A 23,009-nucleotide genomic window follows, 5' to 3' on the forward strand; every position below is an offset into this window, starting at 1 on the left:
GCTCCGGCTCTCGCGCGAAGCCTACTGCGCCTTGGGAGCGCGCCGGTTGGGCGTACGGGAGCTTCGCCCCGGCCCGAGGCCGGCCGGGGCGTGGCCCGGTGTTCGGATGAAGGGGTGTCCCGGCGTCAGCCGATGAGGCCGCCGTGCGCCATGCCCAGGAAGAACCCGACGCCCGATGCCCCCAGGCCCAGGATCAGGCCGAAGCGCTCCCGGGTCGTCTCCGAGATCCACTGGCCGTACGCACCCGTGAGGATGCCCACCAGGCCGGCCCAGGAGCTGAGCAGATGCAGGTCCTCGTCGATGATCGCCGTGAGGAACGACGTGAGGCCCAGCACCAGGGTCACCGCGAGCAGAGCGTCCTGGAGGGGATGGGGCTTGCCGTCCGTGGCGAAGAGACCGCCGGCGGCGTTGGGTCGCAATGCCTGTGCCATAGGGCACCTCCTGCGAAAGGCGGCGCATCGTAGCGCCGTACACACCCGATGCGTACAGATTGGCTGCCCTGAAGGCCGGATTTCAACCGCAAGCCGCTGTGCGGGTACTCTGTACCGTCCGCACCGGTGTCTGCCCATGTCATGTCAGGGGCTTCTGTTCAGAACCCCCGGCTGTCAGTGGTGGCCGATACCGTTGCCTACGCATCACAACCCTCCTGCCACGGAACGACCGTGGCCGCTGAGTCCAAAGGAGGTGGGTTCCACATGCGTCACTACGAGGTGATGGTCATCCTCGACCCCGAGGTCGAGGAGCGCGCTGTCTCTCCGCTGATCGAGAACTTCCTCTCTGTCGTCCGTGACGGCGGCGGAAAGGTCGAGAAGGTCGACACCTGGGGCCGTCGTCGTCTCGCGTACGAGATCAAGAAGAAGCCCGAGGGCATCTACTCGGTCATCGACCTGCAGGCCGAGCCTGCGGTCGTCAAGGAGCTCGACCGCCAGATGAACCTGAACGAGTCGGTCCTCCGGACCAAGGTCCTCCGTCCCGAGATGCACTGAGCTTCCACGCTCAGCCGATTCCGGGATTCGAGTAGCAAGCAGCCAGAGCAAACCCGCCGAGAGGTTCCCCCATGGCAGGCGAGACCGTCATCACGGTGGTCGGCAATCTTGTCGACGACCCCGAGCTGCGCTTCACCCCCTCCGGTGCGGCCGTCGCGAAGTTCCGTGTCGCGTCCACTCCCCGCACCTTCGACCGCCAGACGAACGAGTGGAAGGACGGCGAGAGCCTGTTCCTGACCTGCTCGGTCTGGCGTCAGGCGGCGGAGAACGTCGCAGAGTCGCTCCAGCGAGGCATGCGCGTCATCGTGCAGGGCCGGCTGAAGCAGCGGTCCTACGAGGACCGTGAGGGTGTAAAGCGCACGGTCTACGAGCTGGACGTCGAGGAAGTCGGCGCCAGCCTGCGCAACGCCACGGCCAAGGTCACCAAGACCACCGGCCGCGGTGGCCAGGGCGGCTACGGCGGCGGCGGTGGCGGCGGCCAGGGTGGCGGCGGCTGGGGCGGCGGCCCCGGTGGCGGCCAGCAGGGCGGCGGCGCTCCCGCCGACGACCCGTGGGCGACCGGCGCTCCCGCCGGTGGCAACCAGGGCGGTGGCGGCGGCTGGGGTGGAAACCCCAGCGGCGGCAGCGGCAGCGGCGGCGGCTACTCGGACGAGCCCCCCTTCTAAGGGCGGGTTCGCACCCACACTTCTTGATCACACAGGAGAATCACCATGGCGAAGCCGCCTGTGCGCAAGCCGAAGAAGAAGGTCTGCGCATTCTGCAAGGACAAGGTCACGTACGTGGACTACAAGGACACGAACATGCTGCGGAAGTTCATTTCCGACCGCGGCAAGATCCGTGCCCGCCGCGTGACCGGCAACTGCACGCAGCACCAGCGTGACGTCGCCACGGCCGTGAAGAACAGCCGTGAGATGGCGCTGCTGCCCTACACCTCCACCGCGCGATAAGGGAAGGGTGACCGACTCATGAAGATCATCCTCACCCACGAGGTCTCCGGCCTCGGTGCCGCGGGCGACGTCGTCGACGTCAAGGACGGTTACGCTCGCAACTACCTGATCCCGCGGAAGTTCGCTATTCGCTGGACCAAGGGTGGCGAGAAGGACGTCGAGCAGATCCGTCGTGCTCGCAAGATCCACGAGATCCAGACCATCGAGCAGGCCAACGCTGTGAAGGCCCAGCTCGAGGGCGTCAAGGTCCGTCTGGCCGTTCGCTCCGGCGACGCCGGTCGTCTCTTCGGTTCCGTCACCCCGGCCGACATCGCTTCCGCGATCAAGGCCTCCGGTGGTCCCGAGGTCGACAAGCGCCGTATCGAGCTCGGCTCGCCGATCAAGACGCTGGGCGCTCACGAGACGTCCGTGCGTCTGCACCCCGAGGTTGCCGCCAAGGTCAACATCGAGGTTGTCGCGGCCTGAGGCCTGCGCTTGCTGAAGCAGTAGGCGATGGGGCCGCACCCCGCGGGGTGCGGCCCCATTCGTGTCACTACTGGACGCCGTCCGCCGAGTGGCGTCCGTGTTTCACGTGAAACACCGCGTTCTGTGAGGCACCCCGTGTTTCACGTGAAACAGAGAGCATTTCACGTGAAACCGTCAGCGGGTCGCGCCGGTCACGATCCAGCGACCCGATCGGCTGCGAAGCCACAGGGTCAGCATCCGCACGGTCATCATCAGCGTCATCGTGGCCCAGAGGGCGGGGAGCCCACCACCCAGTACCGGGACCAGCAGTGCGACCGGCGTGAACACCGCCAGGGTGACCAGCATCGCCCAGGCGAGGTAAGGGCCGTCGCCGGCTCCCATCAAGACACCGTCCAGGACGAAGACGATGCCGGAGATCGGCTGGGAGAGGGCGACGATGATCAGTGCGGGTAGCGCCACATCCTTGACCGCCGGGTCGCTGGTGAACAAGGAGAGGAAGGCCGGTCGGGTGATGACCACCAGAACGCCGAGAACGACGCCGACTGCGATACCCCACTCGACCATGCGGCGGCACGCATCCCGGGCGCCCTGGGCGTCACCGGCTCCGAGGTAGCGACCGATGATGGCCTGCCCCGCGATGGCGATGGCGTCGAGGGCGAAGGCCAGCAGGCTCCACAGGGAGAGGATGATCTGATGGGCGGCGATGTCGGCGTCCCCGAGGCGGGCGGCGACAGCCGTGGCGATCATCAGGATCGCCCGCAGGGACAGGGTGCGCACCAGCAGGGGTACACCGGCTTGAGCGGAAGCCCGGATCCCGGCGGCATCCGGACGCAGCGAGGCACCATGCTTGCGCGCTCCTCGCAGAACCACCACGAGGTAGACCGCGGCCATGCCGCACTGAGCGATGACGGTGCCCCAAGCGGAACCGGCGATCCCCAGGTCGGCGCCGTAGACGAGCCCGGCGTTGAGGGCGCCGTTGGCGACGAAGCCGGCGATGGCGACGTAGAGCGGGGTCCTCGTGTCTTGCAGGCCGCGCAGGACACCGGTCGCGGCAAGGACGACGAGCATGGCCGGTATGCCGAGCACGGAGATACGCAGATACGTGATCGCGTAGGGGGCCGCCGCGTCCGAAGCACCGAAGAGGTCCACGAGATGGGGTGCCGTCGGCAGCGCGATGGCGACGACGGCCGCGCCGAGGAGCAGGGCCAGCCAGATACCGTCCATGCCTTGCCGGATGGCCGCTTGGAGGTCGCCTGCTCCCACACGACGGGCAACCGCAGCCGTGGTGGCGTAGGCGAGGAAGACGAAGACGCTTACGGCGGTCATCAGCAGGGCCGAGGCGACGCCGAGACCGGCGAGCTGGGTGGTGCCCAGATGGCCCACGATGGCGGTGTCGGCCATGAGGAAGAGGGGCTCGGCGACGAGGGCGCCGAAGGCCGGCACGGCCAGCGCGACGATCTCTCGGTCGTGCTGTCTCCGGCCGGTTCGGCGGCGCGCGGGGGCCTGTGTCATGTGCACCAATCTAATCGTCCACAGGTAAGAGATGTAAAGCCTTTGTGACCCTTACCTCGTGTCTCGTGGTGCGCACTGCTGTGCACAGTTCGAAGCGATCTTGGGCCGGTTGGGAAACTTTTTCTTCTGCACAGCCAGTGGATGGCAAACGTGCAGGTCAAGACGGCTTCCCTCGAGAGAGTCACTGCTTGTTCACAGGCCTGTCCACCGGGTCGTGCACAGGTTTCGCGGAGTTCTCCACAGCATCTGGGCCGTCGTCCACATGGCCTGTGGATAACCAGATTGGCTGACGGTGCCGACAGGCCTACGGTGGTCCGGCGCCCGCTCCGTCCGCCGGTTTTCAAAACGCCACAAAACCGGCGCATGCCAACCGGAGTTGGGCCCCTTATTTGTCAGTGCCGTGCCGTAGAACAGAGAGGCACGGCTAGGTCTGCTTCGGCGGACGGGAGGAGGTGGCTCGGTGAGCATTTCCGAGCCCTTGGACGACCCGTGGGCCGACAGCGGTCCCAGTGATCGTCTGCCCGCCTCCCGCCGACGTGGTGACGGAGCCCGGAGCCGCGACGAACAGCATGAACGCGGCAGGGACAACGGGGCGTGGGACGGTGGCTCGGCCCCGTCGTTCGAGCGGGTACCGCCGCAGGACATCGACGCCGAGCAGTCCGTCCTCGGCGGCATGCTCCTGTCCAAGGATGCCATCGCCGACGTCGTCGAGATCCTCAAGGGTCACGACTTCTACAAGCCGGCCCACGAGACGATCTACCAGGCCGTCCTGGACGTCTACGCCAAGGGCGAGCCCGCCGACCCCATCACGATCGCGGCCGAGCTCACCAAGCGCGGCGAGATCAACAAGGTCGGCGGCGCCTCGTATCTGCACACCCTGGTCCAGACGGTTCCCACGGCGGCCAACGCGGCGTACTACGCGGAGATCGTCCACGAGCGGGCCGTCCTGCGCCGCCTGGTCGAGGCCGGTACACGCATCACACAGATGGGATACGCGGCCGACGACGACGTCGACGAGATCGTCAACCGCGCCCAGGCAGAGGTCTACGCGGTCACCGAGCAGCGCACGAGCGAGGACTACCTGCCGCTCGGCGACATCATGGAGGGCGCGCTCGACGAGATCGAGGCGATCGGCTCCCGCAGCGGCGAGATGACCGGCGTGCCCACGGGGTTCACCGACTTCGACTCGCTCACCAACGGCCTGCACCCCGGCCAGATGATCGTCATCGCAGCGCGTCCGGCCATGGGTAAGTCCACGCTCGCGCTGGACTTCGCGCGGGCCTGCTCGATCAAGAACAACCTCCCGAGCGTGATCTTCTCGCTCGAAATGGGGCGCAACGAGATCGCGATGCGTCTGCTGTCCGCCGAGGCCCGGGTCGCCCTGCACCACATGCGGTCCGGCACGATGACGGACGAGGACTGGACGCGGCTGGCCCGGCGGATGCCGGACGTCTCGGCCGCCCCGCTCTACATCGACGACTCGCCGAACCTGTCGATGATGGAGATCCGTGCCAAGTGCCGTCGCCTCAAGCAGCGCAACGACCTCAGGCTGGTGGTCATCGACTACCTCCAGCTGATGCAGTCGGGTGGCTCCAAGCGGGCAGAGAGCCGTCAGCAGGAGGTCTCTGACATGTCCCGTAACCTCAAGCTGCTGGCCAAGGAGCTGGAGATCCCGGTCATCGCGCTCTCCCAGCTGAACCGTGGCCCCGAGCAGCGCACGGACAAGAAGCCGATGGTGTCCGACCTCCGTGAGTCCGGCTCCATCGAGCAGGACGCCGACATGGTCATCCTGCTGCACCGCGAGGACGCCTATGAGAAGGAGTCGCCCCGTGCGGGCGAGGCCGACCTGATCGTGGCCAAGCACCGAAACGGTCCGACGGCGACGATCACGGTCGCCTTCCAGGGTCACTACTCGCGGTTCGTGGACATGGCGCAGACCTGATGCGACCCGATGCCGGGCCTCAATTCGACTTGCTGTAGCCCTTGTCCCTGACTGCTTGCTGATCCCTGGAAAGGGTCCGGTCGTCATTGCACGGCGCGACGGTCCGCGACAGGGGAGGGGGCATCATGGCGCTGAACAAGAAGGGGCCCCGTCGCATAACTGTCGACGGGAGCGTGTACCGCTGGCGGATCCGCAGGAAGTCCTCCTACGGGCAGGGGCTCTGCTGGACACGGCTGACCTACGCGGTCGAGGCCGCCAACGCCGACGAGCCGGGCACGACCTGAGTAGTCACTACCGGGCAGGCCCGTTCGAGTAACTGGTTGGGTGTTGAAGCAGAGCCGATTCGCCCAGCTCACAGTGCTGCGAGCATGCGGGAAGCGCGGATCCAGGGCTGGGATCCCACGCAGGCCGGTTCTCCGTTCGAGCTCGATCGATCCGTGGGACTCACCCCCAAGCCGTGAGGCATATCGGAGAACTCGGGTATGTCCCGCCCGGTCTCGGCGTCGGCTCGGTCTGCCAGCGGGCTCGTATCACTCCGTCGCTGTCGGGCATGACAGCGGTGAACAAGGGTGCACGGTCATCGGCGTACACGGGCAGGAGCACTGTGGCCTCGGCGCCGGATATGCGGGCGGTCAGCTCCGAGAACTCGCTCTCGTCAGCGACAGCGCTGTGGATCCGGCCGTCCTTGTCCTGCCAGACGCCTTCGATGAGCCCCTCGGCGGGAAGGGCACCGAGGACTGCGTCGATGTCGGAGGACAGGCCGGGCCACACGGCCAGCCGGGCCCGGGGAGCGAGTCCGGCGCGAACGGTGTCGATGGTGTCGCGGGTGAGGCGGTGCCATCGTGAGGCGCCTTCGAGATGCATCTCTTCCAGAAGTCCCGGGCGGCCGGCTGCGACGACCCGGTGCAGACCGGCCCAGAAGTCGTCGTCGCCGGGACGCTGGACATTTTCGTCGGTCTCCATGTCGTACGGGGAGGCGTCTATGCGCTCCGGGAACAGCCCCAGCGCGCGGGTTCGGGCCAGTGCCTCGTCGCAAGGCCGGACACTGCTGATGAAAACGTACTGGTCCCATCCCACGTGGACCGCGAACGTGCCTTCCACCTCCAGCCGGCACCAGGCGCCGTTGTCACGCAACATGGCTCGCACCAGTTCCAGACCGATTCCGAGCGGTACTTCCGCCCCGTCATGGAAACCGATGGGGCCGGCGGGGAAGAGTCCGTTCAACCCAAAGCCGTCCACCGGAGGCTCCACGCCGAACCCCACGAAGGACGGGACCTGCGGTTCACGTACGGCCAGGTGGTCGACGCCGGTGTCCCCGGCGAACGCCGCGACCGCCTGAAGGTAGGCAGCCTCGACCTCACCGTGGTCGCTGAATTCGCCCTGGGAGCCCGCGTAGTAGCCGTGCTCGTCACGGTCGGCGGGGTCGTACTTGGTGACGCGGTAGACGTGAGGGAGTTGCACCTTTCCATCATCCAGCGTGTTCCTGTCACTCCGCGAGGAAATGCCAGTCTGGCCGCCCATGGTGCTCGACGTGGGGGCGCCGGGCCGGGTGGACTGGGCCCATGACGTCATCTCAGGGAGAGCTGCTGCCAGGAACCCGTCGCGCTCTGCTGCACCGGATCGCCGTCGCGCAGGCCGAAGGGCGGGCTCCGTCGCTCGTCGCGGCCGTCGTGCGGGACGGGACAACGGTGTGGTCCGGCGCGCGGACCTCAGTGGAAGGGCACGAGCCGGATGAGAACGTGCAGTACCGGATCGGCTCGATCACCAAGATCTTCACAGCGGTTCTCGTGCTGCGGCTGCGCGACGAGGGCGTAGTGGATCTCGGGGATCCGCTCGAGAAGCATCTGCCGGGCACCGGCGTGGGGGAGGCGACCGTCGCCGAACTCCTCGCGCACACGGGTGGGCTGGCGGCTGAGACGCCGGGGCCGTGGTGGGAGCGGAGCCCCGGCTCCCTGCGGCCCGAACTCGCCGACGTACTGGGTGAGCGGCCCCTGCTGACTCCGCCCGGCCGCCGGTTCCACTACTCGAATCCGGGCTACGCACTGCTCGGCGCACTCATCGAGAAGCTCCGCGGGGCTTCCTGGGAGGACGTCCTTCGGCGTGAAGTGCTCGAACCCCTGGGGCTGCATCGCACGAGCGTGCGGCCTCAGGCTCCCCATGCGGGTGGCTGGGCCGTGCACCCCTGGGCCGACGTGATGCTTCCCGAGCCCACCGAGGATCTGGGGCGCATGGCGCCGGCCGGTCAACTCTGGTCGACCGCAGGTGACTTGGCGCGGTTCGCGGTCTTCCTGGTCAACGGTGACGAGCGGGTGCTGAGCGCCGAGTCGCTGCGGGAGATGAGGACACCGGCCGCGCCCCACGAGGCGGCGGATGTGGCGGGCGGCTACGCCTACTGCCTGGGCATGGAGATCCGGCGACGGAACGGGCGGTCCCTCGTCGGCCACACCGGTTCGCTGCCCGGGTTCCTCGCGTGCCTCATGATCAGCGTTGATGACGACGTGGCTGCGGTCGCCCTGGCCAACTCCACGGCCGGGCCACTGTTGTTCCCTGTCGCCGCCGACCTGGTCCGCATCGTCGCCGAGGCGGAGCCGCGGATCCCCGCACCGTGGAAGCCGCTGGGGCATGTCGAGCCGTCGCTGCTGGAGCTGACGGGGCAGTGGTACTGGGGGACGCATGCCTTCGTTCTGCGACTGACGGCCGACGGGCTCGTCTCTCTGGGGCCGTTGACCGGCGGCGGCCGCCGCTCGCGGTTCCGCGCTAACGGCGACGGCACATGGACAGGTCTGGAGGGGTACTACGCCGGCGAGCTCCTGAAGGCCGTACGGCGGCCTGACGGATTCGTGAGCCATCTGGACCTCGGCTCGTTCGTGTTCACGCGTCAGCCGTACGACGAGAGGGCTCCCGTACCGGGTGGTGTCCACCCCGAAGGCTGGCGCGGCATCGGTTAGGCGGTGGATGCGCGGACGCCCTGTTTCACGTGAAACGGGGCGCCCGGACACATCGGTCACAGCTGGAGCTTGAAGCCCGCGTGGGAGGCCGTGAAGCCTAGCCGCTCGTAGAAGCGGTGGGCGTCGGTGCGGGTCTTGTCGGACGTCAGCTGGACCAACTGGCATCCCTGGTTCCGGGATTCGTCGATCGCCCACTCGATGAGCTGTGTCCCCAGGCCGCTGCCGCGCTCGTCCGCGTGGATGCGCACCCCTTCGATGATCGACCTGGTCGCACCGCGTCGGGACAGCCCAGGAATGATCGTGAGCTGGAGTGTGCCGACGACTCGGGTCTCCCGGACCGCCACGATCAGGCGCTGGTTCGGGTCGGCGCTGAGACGCTCCAGCGCGGCCAGGTACGGGGCGAGGTCGTCCGGTGACTCGCGCTGTGCGCCCAGCGGATCGTCCGCGAGCATGGCGACGATCGCCCGGATGTCGTCGGCGACGGCGGCGCGTATCTCAAGATCTCCCATGGACGCACCCTACGCAGAGACGGCCGGTGCACAGCTGCCGTGTGCGGTGACGCCTGGACGGAGGCGCGTCAGGCGGGAACCGGAGCTTTCAGTGTCTCCACGACCCGTACCAGCGGAGCCAGTTCGGGGTTCTTCGCCGCTTCGTCCAGGGCCTCGCGCAGGGCGGCGTCATTGGTCGGCCGCGCCGCTTCGAGCAGTTCGAGGCCGGCTTCGGTGACGTTCGTGTAGATGCCCCGGCGGTCGGTGGGGCACAGATAGCGCTCCAGGAGCCCGCGGTCTTCCAGCCGGGTGACCAGGCGTGTGGTGGCGCTCTGGCTGAGGACAACCGCGTCGGCGACCTGTTTCATCTGCAGATGGCCCCCGTCCCCGTCGTGCTGCCGGCTGAGCACGTCGAGCAGGGAGTACTCGCGCGCGCTGAGGTCGTGCCCAGCCTGCAGGGCGCGCTCGATCTGGGCCTCGATCCTCCCGTGGAGCAGGGAGAGGGCACACCAGCTCTGGGCGAGAGCGGTGAGCGCGGGGTCCGTCGCTGTCATGGGCGTTTCCTCCGTCCCGGAGCGGCTGTCCCCAGGATAGAGCAGAGCCGCAATTGACGGCGGTTGCATGTAGCCCGCGTCTGCAAGTATTGTGAACGCAGGTAAAGGGCTCCTGCAATCGTCTGGGAAGGTATCCCCTCCATGCCTCTCGCGCTGCTGGCCCTCGCGATCGGGGCCTTCGGGATCGGAACGACGGAATTCGTGATCATGGGATTGCTGCCCGAGGTCGCGGGCGGCTACGGGGTCTCCATCCCTACGGCCGGGTACCTGGTGACCGGCTATGCGCTCGGTGTCATGTTCGGCGCCCCGTTGATGACCGTGCTCGGCACCAAGATCTCCCGCAAGCGGATGCTGATGCTGCTGATGGGCCTGTTCGTCGTCGGCAACCTGCTCTCCGCGCTCGCCCCGGCCTTCTCCGTCATGCTGATCGGCCGGATCATCGCCTCACTGGCCCACGGCGCCTTCTTCGGCATCGGCTCGGTCGTCGCGGCAGACCTCGTCACCCCGGACAGGAAGGCCGGAGCCATCGCGATGATGTTCACCGGTCTGACCGTCGCCAACGTCGTCGGCGTCCCCCTGGGCACTCTGGTCGGACAGTCCGTCGGCTGGCGCGTGACCTTCGGCATCGTCGCCGCCCTCGGTGTCGTAGGCCTCGCCGGCATCGCCCGGCTCGTCCCCGACATGCCCAAGGCGGAGGGCGTGCGTCTGCGCCATGAGCTGGCCGCCTTCAAGAACGTGCAGGTGCTGCTCGCGATGGCCATGACCGTCCTCGGCTTCGGCGGTGTCTTCGCAGCCATCACCTACATCGTGCCGATGATGACCCACGTCGCAGGCTTCGCGGACGGCTCCGTCACCTGGCTGCTGGTCCTCTTCGGCCTCGGCATGGTCGGCGGCAACCTCGTCGGCGGCACATTCGCCGACCGCGCCCTGATGCCCATGCTGTACGTCTCCCTGAGCGCCCTGGCCGTCGTCCTGGCCCTGTTCACCCTCACCGCCCACAACAAGCTGCTGTCGGTGATCACGATCGTGCTGATCGGTGCCTTGGGCTTCGCCACCGTGCCGCCGCTCCAGAAACGGGTCCTCGACCAGGCGCACGGCGCCCCGACTCTGGCCTCAGCCGTGAACATCGGCGCCTTCAACCTCGGCAACGCGTTGTCCGCCTGGCTCGGCGGCCTCGTGATCGCGGCGGGCCTCGGCTACACCGCTCCCAGCTGGGTCGGTGCCGCCCTGGCCGCCGGAGCCCTGGTCCTGGCCTTCCTTTCGGCTGCCCTGGAGCGCCGTGCCGGTGGCCCCAGCGCCGTCGTCACAGGTTCCGCACCGGCCGAGCAGCGGGCCGCTGTCCACCGCTGAGCAACCGGACCCCACCGGCCGACCCCACGGCGCACCACCAGCACCTCTTCCGGAGAACGCTCGTGAGTACCATCAGCGCCGTCGCCCGCTGACCACCCAGGACGCCGACATCCTCGTCTCCGCGGCCCACCGTGCCGCCGAGGCCGCAGGAGTCACCGTCAGCGTCACCGTTCTGGACGCGGGCGGCAATCTGCTCGCCTTCCGGCGGGACGACCGCGCCGTGCTGATCTCCGGCGAGACCAGCGCCCGCAAGGCCTACACGGCCCTCCAGCTGAACGTGCCCACCGCCGGCCTGGACGACGCGGTGCAGCCCGGAAAGGCCTCTTCCACACGCTGCCGACCGCGCTCGACCGGCCGCTGCTGTTCATCGCCGGCGGCGTGCCGGTGCACCGCGACGGTCGCCTGATCGGCGCGATCGGTGTCGGCGGCGGTGCCCCGGAGCAGGACCATGGTTTCGCCACAGCCGCCGTGAGACGCTCGTCTGACTGACCCCTACAGACGACGCCGGTTCCCTGATCGAGGGAGCCGGCGTCGTCGTATCGAGGCTCTTCAGCCCGCCGCGACCGTGACCGGTGCGAACCGCCGGCTCCAGTCTCCGGGCAACTCGGTGATCCCGTACGTCATCACCGAGTTGAAGGCGACGGGCTCCAGGCCGCGCTCCTTCACCCACGCGAGGAGCTCTTCGTGCCGCACATCGATGTCGGTGCGCAGCGGACGGTCGGTGTGGGCGGCGAGAGAGGCGATGAGCGCCTGGGCCACCGATGTGTCGCGTGCGATGAGCGGGCCGACGACGTGGGTGTCCATGTTGGGCCAAGCGGCCCCGTACCCGATGATCCGCCCGCCCTCCTCGGCCACGCGCAACTGATCGGCGAAGGCTGGAAGTCGGGTGACGATGTGCGTGCGGTCGGTCCCGAACACCTGCTCGTCGAGCCGGAGGATCGCGGTGAGGTCCTCGGCGGTCGCGGCGCGGGTGGCGACCCTCGGCTCCGGCCCGCCGGGAGCGAAGCGCCCGAGGACCATCTCGGCCCGCCCGGTGACCTTGAAACCGAGTTCCTCGTAGAGGGGGCGGCCGTTCGGCGTCGCGTGCAGAGTGAGGGGTGTCGTGCCCATCGCCGAGACGACATGGCGCATCAGCCGGCGTCCCACGCCCTGCCGAGCGTGCCGTCCGGCGACCAGGACCATGCCGATCGCGGCGAGGGCGGGGTCCTGGGGCCCGTACTCGGTGACGACACATGCGCTCACGAGGCCGCCGTCAGGGTCGTCGATGCCGTAGCCCTTTCCGGCTGTGAGGAGGAAGCCCCACTTGTGCTCCTCCCGTGGCCACCCCCGGTCCTCGGACAAGTCGGCGCAGGCAGCTTGATCGCGGAGCGTCAGACGACGGATGGGCAATGAGGCAAGGGAAGGAGTCGGCACGCAGGCCAGGCTGTCCGACAAAGCCCCCTGACGTCCACCTCTTTCAGCTGAGACATACGAGCTTTTGGCCAGTTGTCGTCGACCGCAGGGGTGCGTGCCGCGCTGGATGTTTCACGTGAAACACGTAAGAACACCGTGCGTCCATCGAGGGCCCCAACGGGGCTTTATCGGCCACTAGTTGACGTACTGGAGGCTTCGCGCCGTGCCCGCATTCGTGATGAGGGAAGGGGAGACTTGTGTGCACGGCGGCGGCCGGTAGGGTCGACTCCGGTTCGCATCCTGGACGGGACGACTCGTCCCGTGCGGGCCGAGTGCAAGGCAAGGCAGCCTAACGGGACGGAGAGATCGAAGACCCGCCTTTCCGGCTATGCGACGGAAGTGTCCAGGCGAGTGAGAAGCTCGATGAGAGTTACTGCGGCCAATGTCACACTCTCGCCTTACTTGTCCGTACGGAGCTGGAATGCGGGTTGAATGTGGCCGCATTGGCCGCGACAAGGATGGGAACGCAGACCGTCCACGGGGGAAAGCAGGCACCTTCCGACCGAGGAAGTGCGCAGACCGACCGAAGATGCTCGAGGCGAGGCACAGCATGGACGCTCCGACCACCAAGTCGGCCGACAACGGCACTTCTGGCGGCGGGGGCGGCTGGTTCACACCCCGCAAGAACCCGACGACGGCGCCGGACAGCGACGCCAGGACGGCGGACAGGACGGCGGAAGGGCGTCGACCGGCCGCGATACGCCCGGTGGGCAGGCCCGGGGCCGTCCCGGACGCTCCGGCAGCCCGCACATCCGCGCGGCCCACCTCGACGCCCGGCAATGTGAGCACCGGTGGGCCGGAGCGGGGGCATGAAGCCCCGGACGCGATACCCACGCCCGCCCCTCAAGCCGCACAGCACGCTCCTGATTCCGCAGTCTCGAGCCTCGCCACTGCCTCGTCGCCGGGCCCCGCACCGACAGCGCTCACCCCGATGCCCTTCGCCTCCACCCTGGCTGCGCCTCCGACCGCCGCTGCCGAGCAACATCTCCCCGCACAGCGGCACGCGCCGGTGTCGCCCCCAGAGGAAGCAGCCACCGCCCCGGTCGAAGCAGGATCCCCGGACGCCCTGCTCATCCGCCGCACCATGGCCGAGGTCTCCCCGGTCTCCGACAAGGTCACGTCGTACTTCTACGCCTTGCTCTTCGTCCGCCATCCCGACCTGCGGTCGCTGTTCCCGGCCGCGATGGACACCCAGCGGGACCGGCTGCTCAGGGCGCTGCTCACGGCCGCCGAGCACATCGACAACAAGGACGTCCTCGTCGGCTACCTGCAGAACCTCGGCCGGGGGCACCGGAAGTACGGGACACGGGCCGAGCACTACCCGGCCGTCGGCGAGTGCCTCATCGGTGCGCTGAGCAAGTACGCCGCCGGGGTCTGGAGCCCGGAGATGGAGGCGGCCTGGGTCCGGGCCTACACCACGATCTCCCAGGTGATGATTGACGCGGCGGCCGCGGACGAACTGCGCGCTCCGGCCTGGTGGTACGCCGAGATCGTCACGCACGAACTGAGAACGCCGGACGTCGCGGTCGTCACCGTCCGCCCCGACCAGCCGTACCCCTTCCTCGCGGGGCAGTACACGAGCCTGGAGACGCCCTGGTGGCCCCGGATATGGCGGCACTACTCCTTCGCCTCGGCTCCCCGCTCCGACGGTCTGCTGTCGTTCCACGTGAAGGCCGTCCCGGCAGGCTGGGTCTCCAACGCCCTGGTGCACCGTGCCCGCCCCGGCGACATCATCCGGCTCGGTCCGCCCGCCGGTTCCATGACCGTGGACCACACCACCGACAGCGGTCTGCTCTGCCTGGGCGGCGGCACGGGCATAGCGCCCATCAAGGCTCTGGTCGAGGATGTCGCCGAGCACGGGGACCGCCGGGCGGTCGAGGTCTTCTACGGCGCTCGCACGGACCACGACCTGTACGACATCGACACCATGCTCCGCCTCCAGCAGAGCCACCCCTGGCTCTCGGTCCGGGCGATCATCGACCAGCAGGCCCACCAGCAGCTGCCGGACGCGATACGTGCCTACGGGCCGTGGAACGAGTTCGACGCCTACATCTCGGGCCCGCCCGGGATGATCCGCAGCGGTGTGGACGCCCTGAGGGACAGCGGCATCCCGTCGGACCGCATACGGCACGACTCCGTCGAGGAACTGGTCGCGGCCGGAAGCTGATCCGGCGCCTCAGCCCAGGTCGGGCGCGTGCATGGCGAGTACGCCCTCGATGTTGCCGTCCAGGTAGTGCCGCAGCGACAACGGCACGAGATGAACGGACGCGATCCCGACCCGGGTGAAGGGCACGCGCACGATCTCGTACTCGCCGACCGGCTCGTCCACCTCGGGGCCGTGGCGCAGGGAGGGGTCCATGGACTCCAGGCGGCAGACGAAGAAGTGCTGCACCTTCACGCCGGTCGCGCCGCCGTCCTCCCCGATGTGCTCCATGGTGTCCACGAAGCAGGGCACCACATCGGTGATCTTCGCTCCGAGTTCCTCGTACACCTCGCGGTGCAGGGCGTGGACGACGGTCGAGTCGCTGGGCTCGACCCCGCCGCCGGGGGTGAGCCAGTAGGGGTCCACACCCGGCTTGGTGCGCTTGATCAAGATCAGGTCGGCACCGTCCAGCAGAACGGCGCGGGCGGTGCGCTTGACCACGGGTCGGACGGTCATGAGTGAAATGTGGCCCGGCTGGTTCCACGTGAAACATCGCGGGACGTCACCGGCCGAGCTCCCAGAGTGAGGCGCTGTCCCGAGTGCCCCTGCGCCCACGCCGGGGCACCCTCTGCGCCCCACGTCACAGGCCGAGTGGGACCTCAGCACCAGTCGGCCGAGGCCTGCTGCAGCCACTCGTGAGCCCGCGCGATATGGGGCATCGCCAGCGTCCCGGTGCGGACCACCAGGAAATACGTCCGCAGCGGCGGTACCGCCGGCTCGTGCAGGGCGACGACATCGCCCCGCTTCAACGCCGCCACGCACAGATAGCGGGGCAGCACCGCCAGGCCGGCGCCGGCGGCCGCGCAGGCCAGGACCGCACGCAGGTCGGGGACGATCACCGTGCCCGGGGCGGCCGGGTGCGAGTCGAAGACGGAGGCCCAGTAGCGGGAGACGAACGGCAGCGACTCGTGCACCTCCACCACGGGCATCTTCTCGAGGGCCGGTTCCGGCTTGCGGTCCGGACGCCCGGTGTCGATCTGCTCGGCCCAGCGCGGGGAGGCGACCAGGATGTGCTCCTCGTCGCAGAGCGCAGTCGCCGTGAGCAGGGCCCCGCGTGGCTGGGCCGTGCTGATGGCCAGATCATGATGTCCGGCGGAAAGCCCTTCCAGCGTTTCCTCGGCATTCCCGAAGGAGGCGCGCAAGGCGAAGCCCTGGCCGTCCTCGCCGGTCAGCTCTGTGAGGGCGGGCAGGGCTCGTTCGGCAGTGAACTCCGGTGGGCCTGCGAGGTGGAGCGTCCGTAAGGAGGAGTCGTCGTCGAGGCCGGTCTCGGTGATCTCCATCAGGGCGTCGAGATGGGGCGCGGCCTTGTGGGCGAGTTCGTCGCCGATGCTCGTCGGGGTCACGCCGCGGGCCTGCCGCAGGAACAGGGGGCGGCCCAGTTGCCGTTCCAGCGTCCGTATCTGCGAGGTGACGGCTGGCTGGGAGAGGCCGAGCAAGGCGGCGGCGCGGGTGAAGGAGCCGGCCCGGTGCACGGTCACGAAGGTCCGCAGCAAGGCCAGATCCACCGCACACACTCCCCTCTTCGGCCCTGCTCCCTGCCCCCGGCCGTGCCAACTATAAATAAGTCGATAGGTCTCTGTCGTTACTGTGATTGGACACTGACAGAGAGTCAACTAGCCTTGGTCGCGCGGTTCTTGCCCGCGGAACCGGGGGACGGTCCGAGCCACGAGGGGGGAGGCTCGGACCGTCCGTGGGAATGGTCAGGCGGACGACGCGTCCAGCGCACGCAGCACATCCGCCACCAGGTCCTCGGGGTCCTCGGCGCCGACCGAGAGGCGGATGAAGCCCTCCGGCACCGCGTCCCCGCCCCAGCGTCCACGCCGTTCGGCCGTGGACCGCACCCCGCCGAAGCTCGTCGCGTCGTCCACGAGCCGCAGCGCGTCGAGAAAGCCGTCGGCACGCGCGCGCGTGGGCAGCGTGAACGACACCACGCACCCGAAGCGCCGCATCTGCCGCGCGGCGATCTCGTGCGAGGGGTCGTCGGGAAGCCCCGGATAACGCAGCCCCGCCACCTCGGGCCGCTCGCGCAGCGCCTCGGCGACCGCCAGGGCCGTCGCGCTCTGCCGGTCGACCCGCATCTGGAGCGTCGCGATCGAGCGGTGCGCGAGCCAGGCCTCCATGGGCCCGGGAATCGCACCGACGATCTTCCGCCAGCGGCGTACGGCGGCCATGGCCTCGGCGTCCCGGCCCACGACATAGCCCAGGAGGACATCGCCGTGGCCGGTGAGCTGCTTGGTCCCGCTGGCCACCGCGAAGTCGGCGCCGAGTTCCAGCGGACGCTGGCCGAGCGGTGTCGCAAGGGTGTTGTCGACGGCCACCAGGGCACCGCGCGCGTGTGCCGCCTCGGCGAGCCGCCTGATGTCGCACACGTCGAGTCCGGGGTTCGACGGGGTCTCGATCCACAGCAGCCTCGCGCCGTCGAGGACGTCGAGCTGGGCGTCGCCGCCGGTCGGTGCGGTGCGCACCTCGATGCCGTACGCCTCCAGCTGGGCGCGGACCAGCGGCAGCACCTGGTAGCCGTCGTCGGGCAGGACGCACACGTCACCGGTTCGCAGCTGGGAGAAGAGCACTGCCGAGATCGCGGCCATACCCGAGGCGAAGACAAGCGTCTCGGCACCGTCCTGGCCTGGTGCCTCCAGCTCGCCGACGGCGCGTTCCAGCAGCGTCCAGGTCGGGTTCTCGTCGCGGCCGTAGGTGTAGGGGCCGGTCGGGTCGCCCGGCAGGTGGAAGTGGGCGGCGAACACGGGGCCGGGCAGGGTGGGCTCGTGCTTGACCGGCTCGGGCAGTCCGGCCCGCACCGCGCGCGTGCCGTCACCGGCGCCCACGGCCACCCGGCCCGCGGTGTCCGTCACCTCGTCCTCGGTATCCGGCACCTTGTCCAGGGCTTTTGCCGCGTCGTCCACGGCGTCCGTCACCTCGTCCACGGCCCTCGTCGCCCGGCTCGCCGCACCCGTCGCCCGGCTAGCGGCGTCTTTCGCCTCGTCCGCGTCGCCTGTCGCCCGGGTCGGGTCGCCCGCCGCTCCGCCCGCGTCACTCGTCGCGGAATCGCTCATGCCGCTTGTCCCTCCACGTCCTCACGCACTGCGGCGAGCAGACCGGTGCTCGCCGCCTCCACCATCTCAAGGCATTCCTCGAAGCCGTCCATGCCCCCGTAGTAGGGGTCCGGTACGTCGAGGTCGTCGCCGGCGGCGGGGTCGTAGGAGCGAAGCAGCCGTACCTTCTCCGCGTCCTGCTCCGTGGGTGCGAGACGGCGCAGGGCCCCGAGGTGGCCGGAGTCGAGGGCGATCACCAGGTCGAGACGGGAGAACCAGGACGACTGGAACTGCCTGGCCGAATGGCCGCCGGTGTAGCCGTTGCCCTCCAGGACGGCCACCGTGCGCGGGTCGGCTCCGTCGCCCTCGTGCCAGCCGCCCGTGCCGGCGCTGTCGACCTCCACCAACTCCTCGAGACCGGCCTCCGCCACCCGCGCGCGGAAGACGATCTCGGCCATCGGGGAACGGCAGATGTTGCCCGTGCAGACGAAGCAGACCCGGTACGTCATGTCTGCTCAGTCCCCGTCGGGCAGGATGACGTGCAGCGCCCAGGAGACGACCGAGATGATCAGGCCGCCCAGGACAGCCGTCCAGAAGCCCTCCACGTGGAAGCTCAGGTCGAGCTTGTCCGCCAGCCATGAGGTGAGCAGCAGCATCAGTGCGTTGACGATCAGCGTGAACAGACCGAGCGTCAGTATCAGCAGCGGCAGGCTGAGGAGCTTGACAAGCGGTTTGACCAGGAAGTTCACCAAGCCGAAGAGCAGCGCCACGATGATCAGGGTGCCGATCTCCTTGCCCGTGCTGTCGCCGGTCAGGGTGATCTTGTCGAGCAGCCAGACGGCGACCGCAAGGGCACCCGCGTTGGCGATCGTCTTGACTACGAAATTCTTCATGTGTCTGATCGTGGCAGACCTGATCGGACACGGGCACAAGAGGCAGGGGCGGACAAGGCGATGAAGGCATTCCGGCTGGATGAACTGGAGGCGGAGCGCGCCGCCAACGAGGGTGCCTACCTGCAGTTTCTGCGGGAGCAGAACATGTCGGTCGGCTTGTACGCCCTCGACGCGGGCGAGCAGGATCCACAGAAACCGCACAATCAGGACGAGGTCTACTTCATTGTGAGCGGCCGTGCCGCGATCACCGTCGGCCTGGAGACGACACAGGTGGCGCGCGGCAGCGTGATCTACGTGCCGGCGGGCGTCGCGCACAAGTTCCATCACATCACCGAGGACCTGAGGGTGCTGGTGGTCTTCTCTCCGCCCGAGAGGTGACGGACGCCTCAGGGTTCCCTAGGGGGTCGGTCAGGGGAGGACAAGGGATGCGAGGCCCCCGTTCGGGCCCTCCCGGACCTAGCATCGAGTGCAGGACATCAGAGTTCCAGAAGGACCGACAGGACCCGGCACTCGAACGGGCGGAGAGGTAAGGACGAGGGCGATGCGAGAGATCTTCACGGGACTGCCGTGGTGGGTGAAGTGGATCGCGGTGCCGGTCATCGCCCTGGTCGTGTTCGGCGGGCTGATCGCCAGCGTGGTCGGCTTCGTCATCGGACTGCTCTTCAAACTGCTGGTCTTCGTGGCGCTGGTCGGTGGACTGATCTACGTCGTACGGAAGTTCACGTCGAGCTCCTCGTCGCGCAGCGACTGGTGAGACCGGTGGGAAACCGGTGGGGGTAGCGGGAAACACCTGGAATCACCGGTTCCCTCGGGCGAGGGAAGTTTCCCGGCGGGGCCGCCTGCACGCGGTGGCAGGCGAATAGAGTCCGGAACTCGACGCGGGGACTTCCCCGCGAGCGGCATTCACCCCCACCCGTGTTCCTCCGCACGGGTCTGCCCCCTCGCGCTTCGGGAGAGCCCCTTGGTCCCGGCTGACACCGCACCCGTCCACCTCCACACCGTCCCCGCGCAACCCCGCTCGGCGACACCCCCCGGACCTCCGCCCCCCTCCACACCACCGCCCCCACCGACCCTCATCGGATCCGTGCAGCGCGCGATGCGCCTGCTGGAGACCGTCGCCGCGCACGAGTACGGAGCCCCCGCCAAACAACTGGCCCGCGAGACCGGGCTGGCGCTGCCCACGACGTACCACCTGCTGCGCACGCTCGTGCACGAGGGCTATCTGCGCCGGGACAAGGGCCTGTTCTTCCTCGGTGAGGCGGCCGAGCGGCTGAGCAGCAGCGGGGCGCGGCAGAAACGTCGCAGCACTGTCGTCGACGCGCTCGCCCACTGGCGGGACGTCCTGGGCGTACCCGTGTACTACGCGGTCTACCGCGAAGGCGAGATCGAGGTCATGTGCGTCTCCGACACCCCCGGCAACCCGGCGGTCGAGGAGTGGGCCGACTTCCGCGAGACCGGGCACGCGCACGCCATCGGGCAGTGCCTGCTGTCCCAGCTCGACGAGGAAGCACGCCGTGACCATCTCGACCGCTACCCGGTGCAGCCCCTCACGCCGTACACGGTGCGCGACAACCACAGCCTGCTGAGGCGCCTGGAGCGCATCCGGCGGATGGAACCCGTGACCGAGCGTCAGGAGTACGCCCTGGGCGCGGTCTGCGCCGCGATTCCGCTCACCCTCGGCACCACGGCCGCCACGATGGCCCTCTCGTTGCCCGCACACCAGGCCGACCGGTTGCTGCCCGCGGCCCGGCAGTTGCAGACCGAGATCGGGCGGCTTCTTGGCTCGCTCGCGCTCTCTATCAGTATGTGAAAACTCACTCCTTGTGATCTGCTGTGTACGTTCAGCAAGATTCCACCAAGTGTCAGAGGTTCGTTCCCGGCCAGTCACGGCGAATGACGGGGTTATCGATGCGCGAGTCCGTACAAGCAGAGGTCATGATGAGCTTTCTCGTGTCCGAGGAGCTCTCCTTCCGCATCCCGGTGGAGCTGCGCTATGAGTCCAGTGATCCCTATGCCGTCCGGCTGACTTTCCACCTGCCCGGTGATGCCCCGGTGACGTGGGCTTTCGGGCGGGAGTTGCTGATCGACGGTGTCGGCCGGCCGTGCGGGGAGGGCGATGTAAGGGTCACACCCGTCGAACCCGACGCGTTGGGCGAGGTGTTGATCAGGCTTCAGGTGGGCAGTGACCAGGCGTTGTTCAGATCGTCGACGGCACCGCTCGTCGCTTTTCTCGACCGTACGGACAAGTTGGTGCCGCTGGGCCAGGAGGGCTCGCTCGCCGACTTCGACGCGCACCTCGACGAGGCCCTGGACCGCATCCTCGCCGAGCAGGGCGCTGGCTGAGACATGGGCCCGGCGGCACGGTGGAGTAACGCTTCACCGGGTGCCGCCGAGCTGTGCAGGAACGCTTCTTCCTGCGATCGTCCTATGACCGGGCGATCTTCCTGCGGCCGGAGCCAGTCGAAGACGGTCAGGGCGAAGAGGCGTCAGCGCTTGCGGCGCCGGCCCCTCCCCCCGCGCGCCGGGACCGCGGAGGCCTCGACGGCGGGCTCCGCGCCGGGACGGTCGGCCGAGACCACCAGCGCCGCCAGGGCCGTGGTGACCGGCACCGAGGCGACCAGGCCGATCGAACCGACCAGCGTGCGCACGATCTCCTCCGCGACCAGTTCGCTGTTGGCGACCGTCCCCACACTGCTCTGCGCGATCGAGAACAGCAGCAGCAGCGGCAGCGCGGCACCCGCGTAGGCGAGGACGAGCGTGTTGACCACCGAGGCGATGTGGTCGCGGCCGATCCGGATGCCCGCGCGGTAGAGCCCGCGCCAGCCCATCGACGGGTTGGCCTCGTGCAGCTCCCAGACCGCAGAGGTCTGCGTGACCGTCACGTCGTCGAGTACGCCCAGCGAGCCGATGATGATGCCCGCGAGCAGCAGGCCGCTCATGTCGATCGTCGGGTAGAGGCCGTGGATCAGGCCGGTGTTGTCGTCGGTGTTGCCGGTGAGCGCGGCCCAGTCGATGAACGCCGAGCCGAGGATCCCGATCAGCAGCAGCGAGATGAGGGTGCCGAGTACCGCCACGGATGTCCGGGCGGACAGGCCGTGACAGAGGTACAGGGCGACGAGCATGATGGCGCTCGCGCCCACCACCGCCACGACCAGCGGGTTCGATCCCTGCAGGATCGCGGGCAGGATGAAGAAGTTCAGCACCATGAAACTGATGGCCAGCGAGACCAGTGCCATGACGCCCCGCAGTCGCCCGACGACTACGACGGCGACGGCGAAGATGCCCGCGAGCAGCCCCAGGGGCAGCCGACGGTTGATGTCGGTGACCGAGTACTGCAGGTCCTTCGGTGCCGAGGGCTCGTAGGCGACCACGACCTTCTGGTCCTCGTGCAGCTGGCGGGACTGGTCGGGCTGGACGATCTCGGTGAACGTACGGCCCTTGTCGTCGCCGCTGTCGACCCGGATCGTCGCGCGCTTGCAGGTGCCCTTCTCCTGCTGCACCGCGGAGGAACCCTCGGCGGTGGAGGTGTCGCCGGTCGGCGGGACGCCCGAAGCGCCGGCCTCCTTGCAGCTCACCTCGATCACCTTGGTGACCGTGGCATCCTGCGTCTGACGGTCGAAGCCGACGCCGGTGCGCTCGTGCGACGGGGCGCCGCCCGGCCACAGGACGACGAGACCGACGAGCACCGCCGTGGCGAACGGGATCAGGACCGCCGCGATGACCTTGCGCAGATGGCGGGAGACGGGCGTGGCCGGACCGTGGCTGTGTGAATGCCCGTGCCCGCCGCCCGGGGCGGAACCGTGCCCGTGCCCGTCATCTCCGCCGTGGCCGCTCCCGTCGCCTCCACCGTGACCGTGGCCGCTCCCGTCGCCGCCACTGGGCCCTGATCCGTGCGCACCACCGTGGCCGTGGCCGGGGCCCTGTTCACCTGTGGGAGCACCGTGACCACCGTGAGGACCGGCGCCCTGGCCGCCACCGAAGCCCGATCCGTACTCACCACCGCTGCCGTGACCGAAACCAGCCTCCCGCCCGAACCCGGGTCCGGGGCCCTGCCCCTGCCCGCCTCCGGCGGCGAAATCATGGCCGTCACCACGGCCGTTGCCGTTTCCGGCACCGGATCCGCGGGGCGGCTCGGGCGGTGGGTAGGGGGGGCGCTGCGTCGTGGTCACCGACCGATCATCGCAAGAACGAGGGGGGCCCTCTGTTCACCGCGCCAGAATTGCCGCTAGCGTGGGGG

Annotated in this window: 24 protein-coding genes and 1 pseudogene; 13 read left to right on the top strand and 12 right to left on the bottom strand. The window is 68.8% G+C overall.

What is annotated here, in order from left to right; genetic code table 11:
• Positions 1–125 precede the first annotated feature (125 nt).
• Positions 126–431, bottom strand: a complete 306-nt coding sequence (locus tag ACFU3E_RS05905) for a hypothetical protein (protein ID WP_384152646.1) — start codon at positions 429–431, stop codon at positions 126–128.
• A gap of 264 nt (positions 432–695) precedes the next feature.
• Here ACFU3E_RS05905 and rpsF point away from each other — a divergent pair, with 264 nt between their 5' ends.
• The 4 genes from rpsF (at position 696) to rplI (ending at position 2,398) form a co-directional block, all read left to right on the top strand.
• On the top strand, positions 696–986 hold the full coding sequence (gene rpsF / locus ACFU3E_RS05910) for a 30S ribosomal protein S6 (protein WP_104779105.1): 291 nt from the start codon (positions 696–698) through the stop codon (positions 984–986).
• Between the two features lie 71 nt (positions 987–1,057).
• Positions 1,058–1,651 carry a single-stranded DNA-binding protein gene (locus ACFU3E_RS05915; RefSeq protein WP_384152650.1) on the top strand — a complete coding sequence of 198 codons (594 nt, stop codon included), beginning with the start codon at positions 1,058–1,060 and terminating at the stop codon, positions 1,649–1,651.
• Between the two features lie 45 nt (positions 1,652–1,696).
• Positions 1,697–1,933, top strand: coding sequence for a 30S ribosomal protein S18 (gene rpsR, locus ACFU3E_RS05920; protein ID WP_003949403.1), 237 nt, complete (start codon positions 1,697–1,699; stop codon positions 1,931–1,933).
• 18 nt (positions 1,934–1,951) lie between these two features.
• Positions 1,952–2,398: a 50S ribosomal protein L9 gene (gene rplI, locus ACFU3E_RS05925; protein WP_033309881.1), complete on the top strand. Its 447-nt coding sequence runs from the start codon at positions 1,952–1,954 to the stop codon at positions 2,396–2,398.
• Positions 2,399–2,572: 174 nt separating this feature from the next.
• Here the strand turns inward: rplI and ACFU3E_RS05930 are convergent, their stop codons facing one another.
• Entirely contained in the window at positions 2,573–3,910 is a 1,338-nt protein-coding gene (locus tag ACFU3E_RS05930) for an MATE family efflux transporter (protein WP_384152654.1), read from the bottom strand.
• A gap of 460 nt (positions 3,911–4,370) precedes the next feature.
• Here ACFU3E_RS05930 and dnaB point away from each other — a divergent pair, with 460 nt between their 5' ends.
• Positions 4,371–5,852 (top strand): replicative DNA helicase, encoded by a 1,482-nt coding sequence (gene dnaB / locus ACFU3E_RS05935; protein WP_384152657.1) that lies wholly within the window; start codon positions 4,371–4,373, stop codon positions 5,850–5,852.
• 444 nt (positions 5,853–6,296) lie between these two features.
• Here dnaB and ACFU3E_RS05940 read toward each other — a convergent pair whose 3' ends face one another.
• Positions 6,297–7,313, bottom strand: a complete 1,017-nt coding sequence (locus ACFU3E_RS05940; RefSeq protein ID WP_384152660.1) for an RNA-binding protein — start codon at positions 7,311–7,313, stop codon at positions 6,297–6,299.
• 101 nt (positions 7,314–7,414) lie between these two features.
• Here ACFU3E_RS05940 and ACFU3E_RS05945 point away from each other — a divergent pair, with 101 nt between their 5' ends.
• Positions 7,415–8,800, top strand: coding sequence for a serine hydrolase domain-containing protein (locus ACFU3E_RS05945; RefSeq protein ID WP_384152663.1), 1,386 nt, complete (start codon positions 7,415–7,417; stop codon positions 8,798–8,800).
• A 56-nt stretch (positions 8,801–8,856) separates the two neighbouring features.
• Here ACFU3E_RS05945 and ACFU3E_RS05950 read toward each other — a convergent pair whose 3' ends face one another.
• Together ACFU3E_RS05950 and ACFU3E_RS05955 are read right to left on the bottom strand one after the other, a co-directional pair.
• A complete protein-coding gene (locus ACFU3E_RS05950) occupies positions 8,857–9,309 on the bottom strand; it encodes a GNAT family N-acetyltransferase (RefSeq protein WP_384152666.1) in 453 nt (150 codons plus the stop codon).
• Between the two features lie 68 nt (positions 9,310–9,377).
• Entirely contained in the window at positions 9,378–9,842 is a 465-nt protein-coding gene (locus tag ACFU3E_RS05955) for a MarR family winged helix-turn-helix transcriptional regulator (protein ID WP_384152669.1), read from the bottom strand.
• A 141-nt stretch (positions 9,843–9,983) separates the two neighbouring features.
• On the opposite strand from ACFU3E_RS05955, the gene ACFU3E_RS05960 reads away from it, so the two are divergent.
• Together ACFU3E_RS05960 and ACFU3E_RS05965 are read left to right on the top strand one after the other, a co-directional pair.
• The gene (locus tag ACFU3E_RS05960; protein ID WP_384152672.1) at positions 9,984–11,192 is read left to right on the top strand and encodes an MFS transporter; all 1,209 of its coding nucleotides are present in this window, start codon (positions 9,984–9,986) and stop codon (positions 11,190–11,192) included.
• Between the two features lie 88 nt (positions 11,193–11,280).
• A pseudogene (locus tag ACFU3E_RS05965) lies at positions 11,281–11,681 on the top strand (heme-binding protein).
• Positions 11,682–11,741: 60 nt separating this feature from the next.
• Here the strand turns inward: ACFU3E_RS05965 and ACFU3E_RS05970 are convergent.
• Positions 11,742–12,605: a GNAT family N-acetyltransferase gene (locus ACFU3E_RS05970; protein ID WP_384152675.1), complete on the bottom strand. Its 864-nt coding sequence runs from the start codon at positions 12,603–12,605 to the stop codon at positions 11,742–11,744.
• 568 nt (positions 12,606–13,173) lie between these two features.
• On the opposite strand from ACFU3E_RS05970, the gene ACFU3E_RS05975 reads away from it, so the two are divergent.
• Positions 13,174–14,811, top strand: a complete 1,638-nt coding sequence (locus ACFU3E_RS05975; RefSeq protein ID WP_384152678.1) for a globin domain-containing protein — start codon at positions 13,174–13,176, stop codon at positions 14,809–14,811.
• 9 nt (positions 14,812–14,820) lie between these two features.
• Here the strand turns inward: ACFU3E_RS05975 and ACFU3E_RS05980 are convergent, their stop codons facing one another.
• The 5 genes from ACFU3E_RS05980 to ACFU3E_RS06000 form a co-directional block, all read right to left on the bottom strand.
• Positions 14,821–15,303: an NUDIX domain-containing protein gene (locus ACFU3E_RS05980; RefSeq protein WP_384152681.1), complete on the bottom strand. Its 483-nt coding sequence runs from the start codon at positions 15,301–15,303 to the stop codon at positions 14,821–14,823.
• Between the two features lie 143 nt (positions 15,304–15,446).
• Complete coding sequence (locus tag ACFU3E_RS05985) at positions 15,447–16,352, bottom strand: LysR family transcriptional regulator (RefSeq protein ID WP_384152684.1); 906 nt, start codon at positions 16,350–16,352, stop codon at positions 15,447–15,449.
• A gap of 195 nt (positions 16,353–16,547) precedes the next feature.
• A complete protein-coding gene (locus tag ACFU3E_RS05990; protein WP_384152687.1) occupies positions 16,548–17,900 on the bottom strand; it encodes a cystathionine gamma-lyase in 1,353 nt (450 codons plus the stop codon).
• A complete protein-coding gene (locus ACFU3E_RS05995; protein WP_384152690.1) occupies positions 17,897–18,388 on the bottom strand; it encodes a low molecular weight protein-tyrosine-phosphatase in 492 nt (163 codons plus the stop codon). Before ACFU3E_RS05995 ends, ACFU3E_RS05990 begins: the two co-directional genes overlap by 4 nt.
• A gap of 6 nt (positions 18,389–18,394) precedes the next feature.
• On the bottom strand, positions 18,395–18,772 hold the full coding sequence (locus tag ACFU3E_RS06000) for a phage holin family protein (RefSeq protein ID WP_384152692.1): 378 nt from the start codon (positions 18,770–18,772) through the stop codon (positions 18,395–18,397).
• Between the two features lie 60 nt (positions 18,773–18,832).
• Here ACFU3E_RS06000 and ACFU3E_RS06005 point away from each other — a divergent pair, with 60 nt between their 5' ends.
• The 4 genes from ACFU3E_RS06005 (at position 18,833) to ACFU3E_RS06020 (ending at position 21,115) form a co-directional block, all read left to right on the top strand.
• The gene (locus ACFU3E_RS06005) at positions 18,833–19,150 is read left to right on the top strand and encodes a cupin domain-containing protein (protein ID WP_097217849.1); all 318 of its coding nucleotides are present in this window, start codon (positions 18,833–18,835) and stop codon (positions 19,148–19,150) included.
• 163 nt (positions 19,151–19,313) lie between these two features.
• Entirely contained in the window at positions 19,314–19,526 is a 213-nt protein-coding gene (locus ACFU3E_RS06010) for a DUF5326 family protein (protein ID WP_030189024.1), read from the top strand.
• A 321-nt stretch (positions 19,527–19,847) separates the two neighbouring features.
• Complete coding sequence (locus ACFU3E_RS06015; RefSeq protein WP_384152921.1) at positions 19,848–20,582, top strand: IclR family transcriptional regulator; 735 nt, start codon at positions 19,848–19,850, stop codon at positions 20,580–20,582.
• A 98-nt stretch (positions 20,583–20,680) separates the two neighbouring features.
• Complete coding sequence (locus tag ACFU3E_RS06020) at positions 20,681–21,115, top strand: SsgA family sporulation/cell division regulator (RefSeq protein ID WP_033309865.1); 435 nt, start codon at positions 20,681–20,683, stop codon at positions 21,113–21,115.
• A gap of 143 nt (positions 21,116–21,258) precedes the next feature.
• On the opposite strand, the gene ACFU3E_RS06025 is transcribed toward ACFU3E_RS06020, so the two are convergent.
• Positions 21,259–22,941: a YibE/F family protein gene (locus ACFU3E_RS06025; RefSeq protein ID WP_384152697.1), complete on the bottom strand. Its 1,683-nt coding sequence runs from the start codon at positions 22,939–22,941 to the stop codon at positions 21,259–21,261.
• Positions 22,942–23,009: the final 68 nt, after the last annotated feature.

Origin of the sequence: Streptomyces sp. NPDC057424 (assembly GCF_042803315.1) — a bacterium.
Taxonomy (GTDB): domain Bacteria; phylum Actinomycetota; class Actinomycetes; order Streptomycetales; family Streptomycetaceae; genus Streptomyces.

Bases quoted from the DNA above. Each gene is read 5' to 3' on its own strand.
- ACFU3E_RS05905 (WP_384152646.1), bottom strand. From the start codon at position 431: ATGGCACAGGCATTGCGACCCAACGCCGCCGGCGGTCTCTTCGCCACG.
- rpsF (WP_104779105.1), top strand. From the start codon at position 696: ATGCGTCACTACGAGGTGATGGTCATCCTCGACCCCGAGGTCGAGGAG.
- ACFU3E_RS05915 (WP_384152650.1), top strand. From the start codon at position 1,058: ATGGCAGGCGAGACCGTCATCACGGTGGTCGGCAATCTTGTCGACGAC.
- rpsR (WP_003949403.1), top strand. From the start codon at position 1,697: ATGGCGAAGCCGCCTGTGCGCAAGCCGAAGAAGAAGGTCTGCGCATTC.
- rplI (WP_033309881.1), top strand. From the start codon at position 1,952: ATGAAGATCATCCTCACCCACGAGGTCTCCGGCCTCGGTGCCGCGGGC.
- ACFU3E_RS05930 (WP_384152654.1), bottom strand. From the start codon at position 3,910: ATGACACAGGCCCCCGCGCGCCGCCGAACCGGCCGGAGACAGCACGAC.
- ACFU3E_RS05945 (WP_384152663.1), top strand. From the start codon at position 7,415: ATGACGTCATCTCAGGGAGAGCTGCTGCCAGGAACCCGTCGCGCTCTG.
- ACFU3E_RS05950 (WP_384152666.1), bottom strand. From the start codon at position 9,309: ATGGGAGATCTTGAGATACGCGCCGCCGTCGCCGACGACATCCGGGCG.
- ACFU3E_RS05955 (WP_384152669.1), bottom strand. From the start codon at position 9,842: ATGACAGCGACGGACCCCGCGCTCACCGCTCTCGCCCAGAGCTGGTGT.
- ACFU3E_RS05960 (WP_384152672.1), top strand. From the start codon at position 9,984: ATGCCTCTCGCGCTGCTGGCCCTCGCGATCGGGGCCTTCGGGATCGGA.
- ACFU3E_RS05975 (WP_384152678.1), top strand. From the start codon at position 13,174: ATGCTCGAGGCGAGGCACAGCATGGACGCTCCGACCACCAAGTCGGCC.
- ACFU3E_RS05980 (WP_384152681.1), bottom strand. From the start codon at position 15,303: ATGACCGTCCGACCCGTGGTCAAGCGCACCGCCCGCGCCGTTCTGCTG.
- ACFU3E_RS05990 (WP_384152687.1), bottom strand. From the start codon at position 17,900: ATGAGCGATTCCGCGACGAGTGACGCGGGCGGAGCGGCGGGCGACCCG.
- ACFU3E_RS05995 (WP_384152690.1), bottom strand. From the start codon at position 18,388: ATGACGTACCGGGTCTGCTTCGTCTGCACGGGCAACATCTGCCGTTCC.
- ACFU3E_RS06000 (WP_384152692.1), bottom strand. From the start codon at position 18,772: ATGAAGAATTTCGTAGTCAAGACGATCGCCAACGCGGGTGCCCTTGCG.
- ACFU3E_RS06005 (WP_097217849.1), top strand. From the start codon at position 18,833: ATGAAGGCATTCCGGCTGGATGAACTGGAGGCGGAGCGCGCCGCCAAC.
- ACFU3E_RS06010 (WP_030189024.1), top strand. From the start codon at position 19,314: ATGCGAGAGATCTTCACGGGACTGCCGTGGTGGGTGAAGTGGATCGCG.
- ACFU3E_RS06020 (WP_033309865.1), top strand. From the start codon at position 20,681: ATGCGCGAGTCCGTACAAGCAGAGGTCATGATGAGCTTTCTCGTGTCC.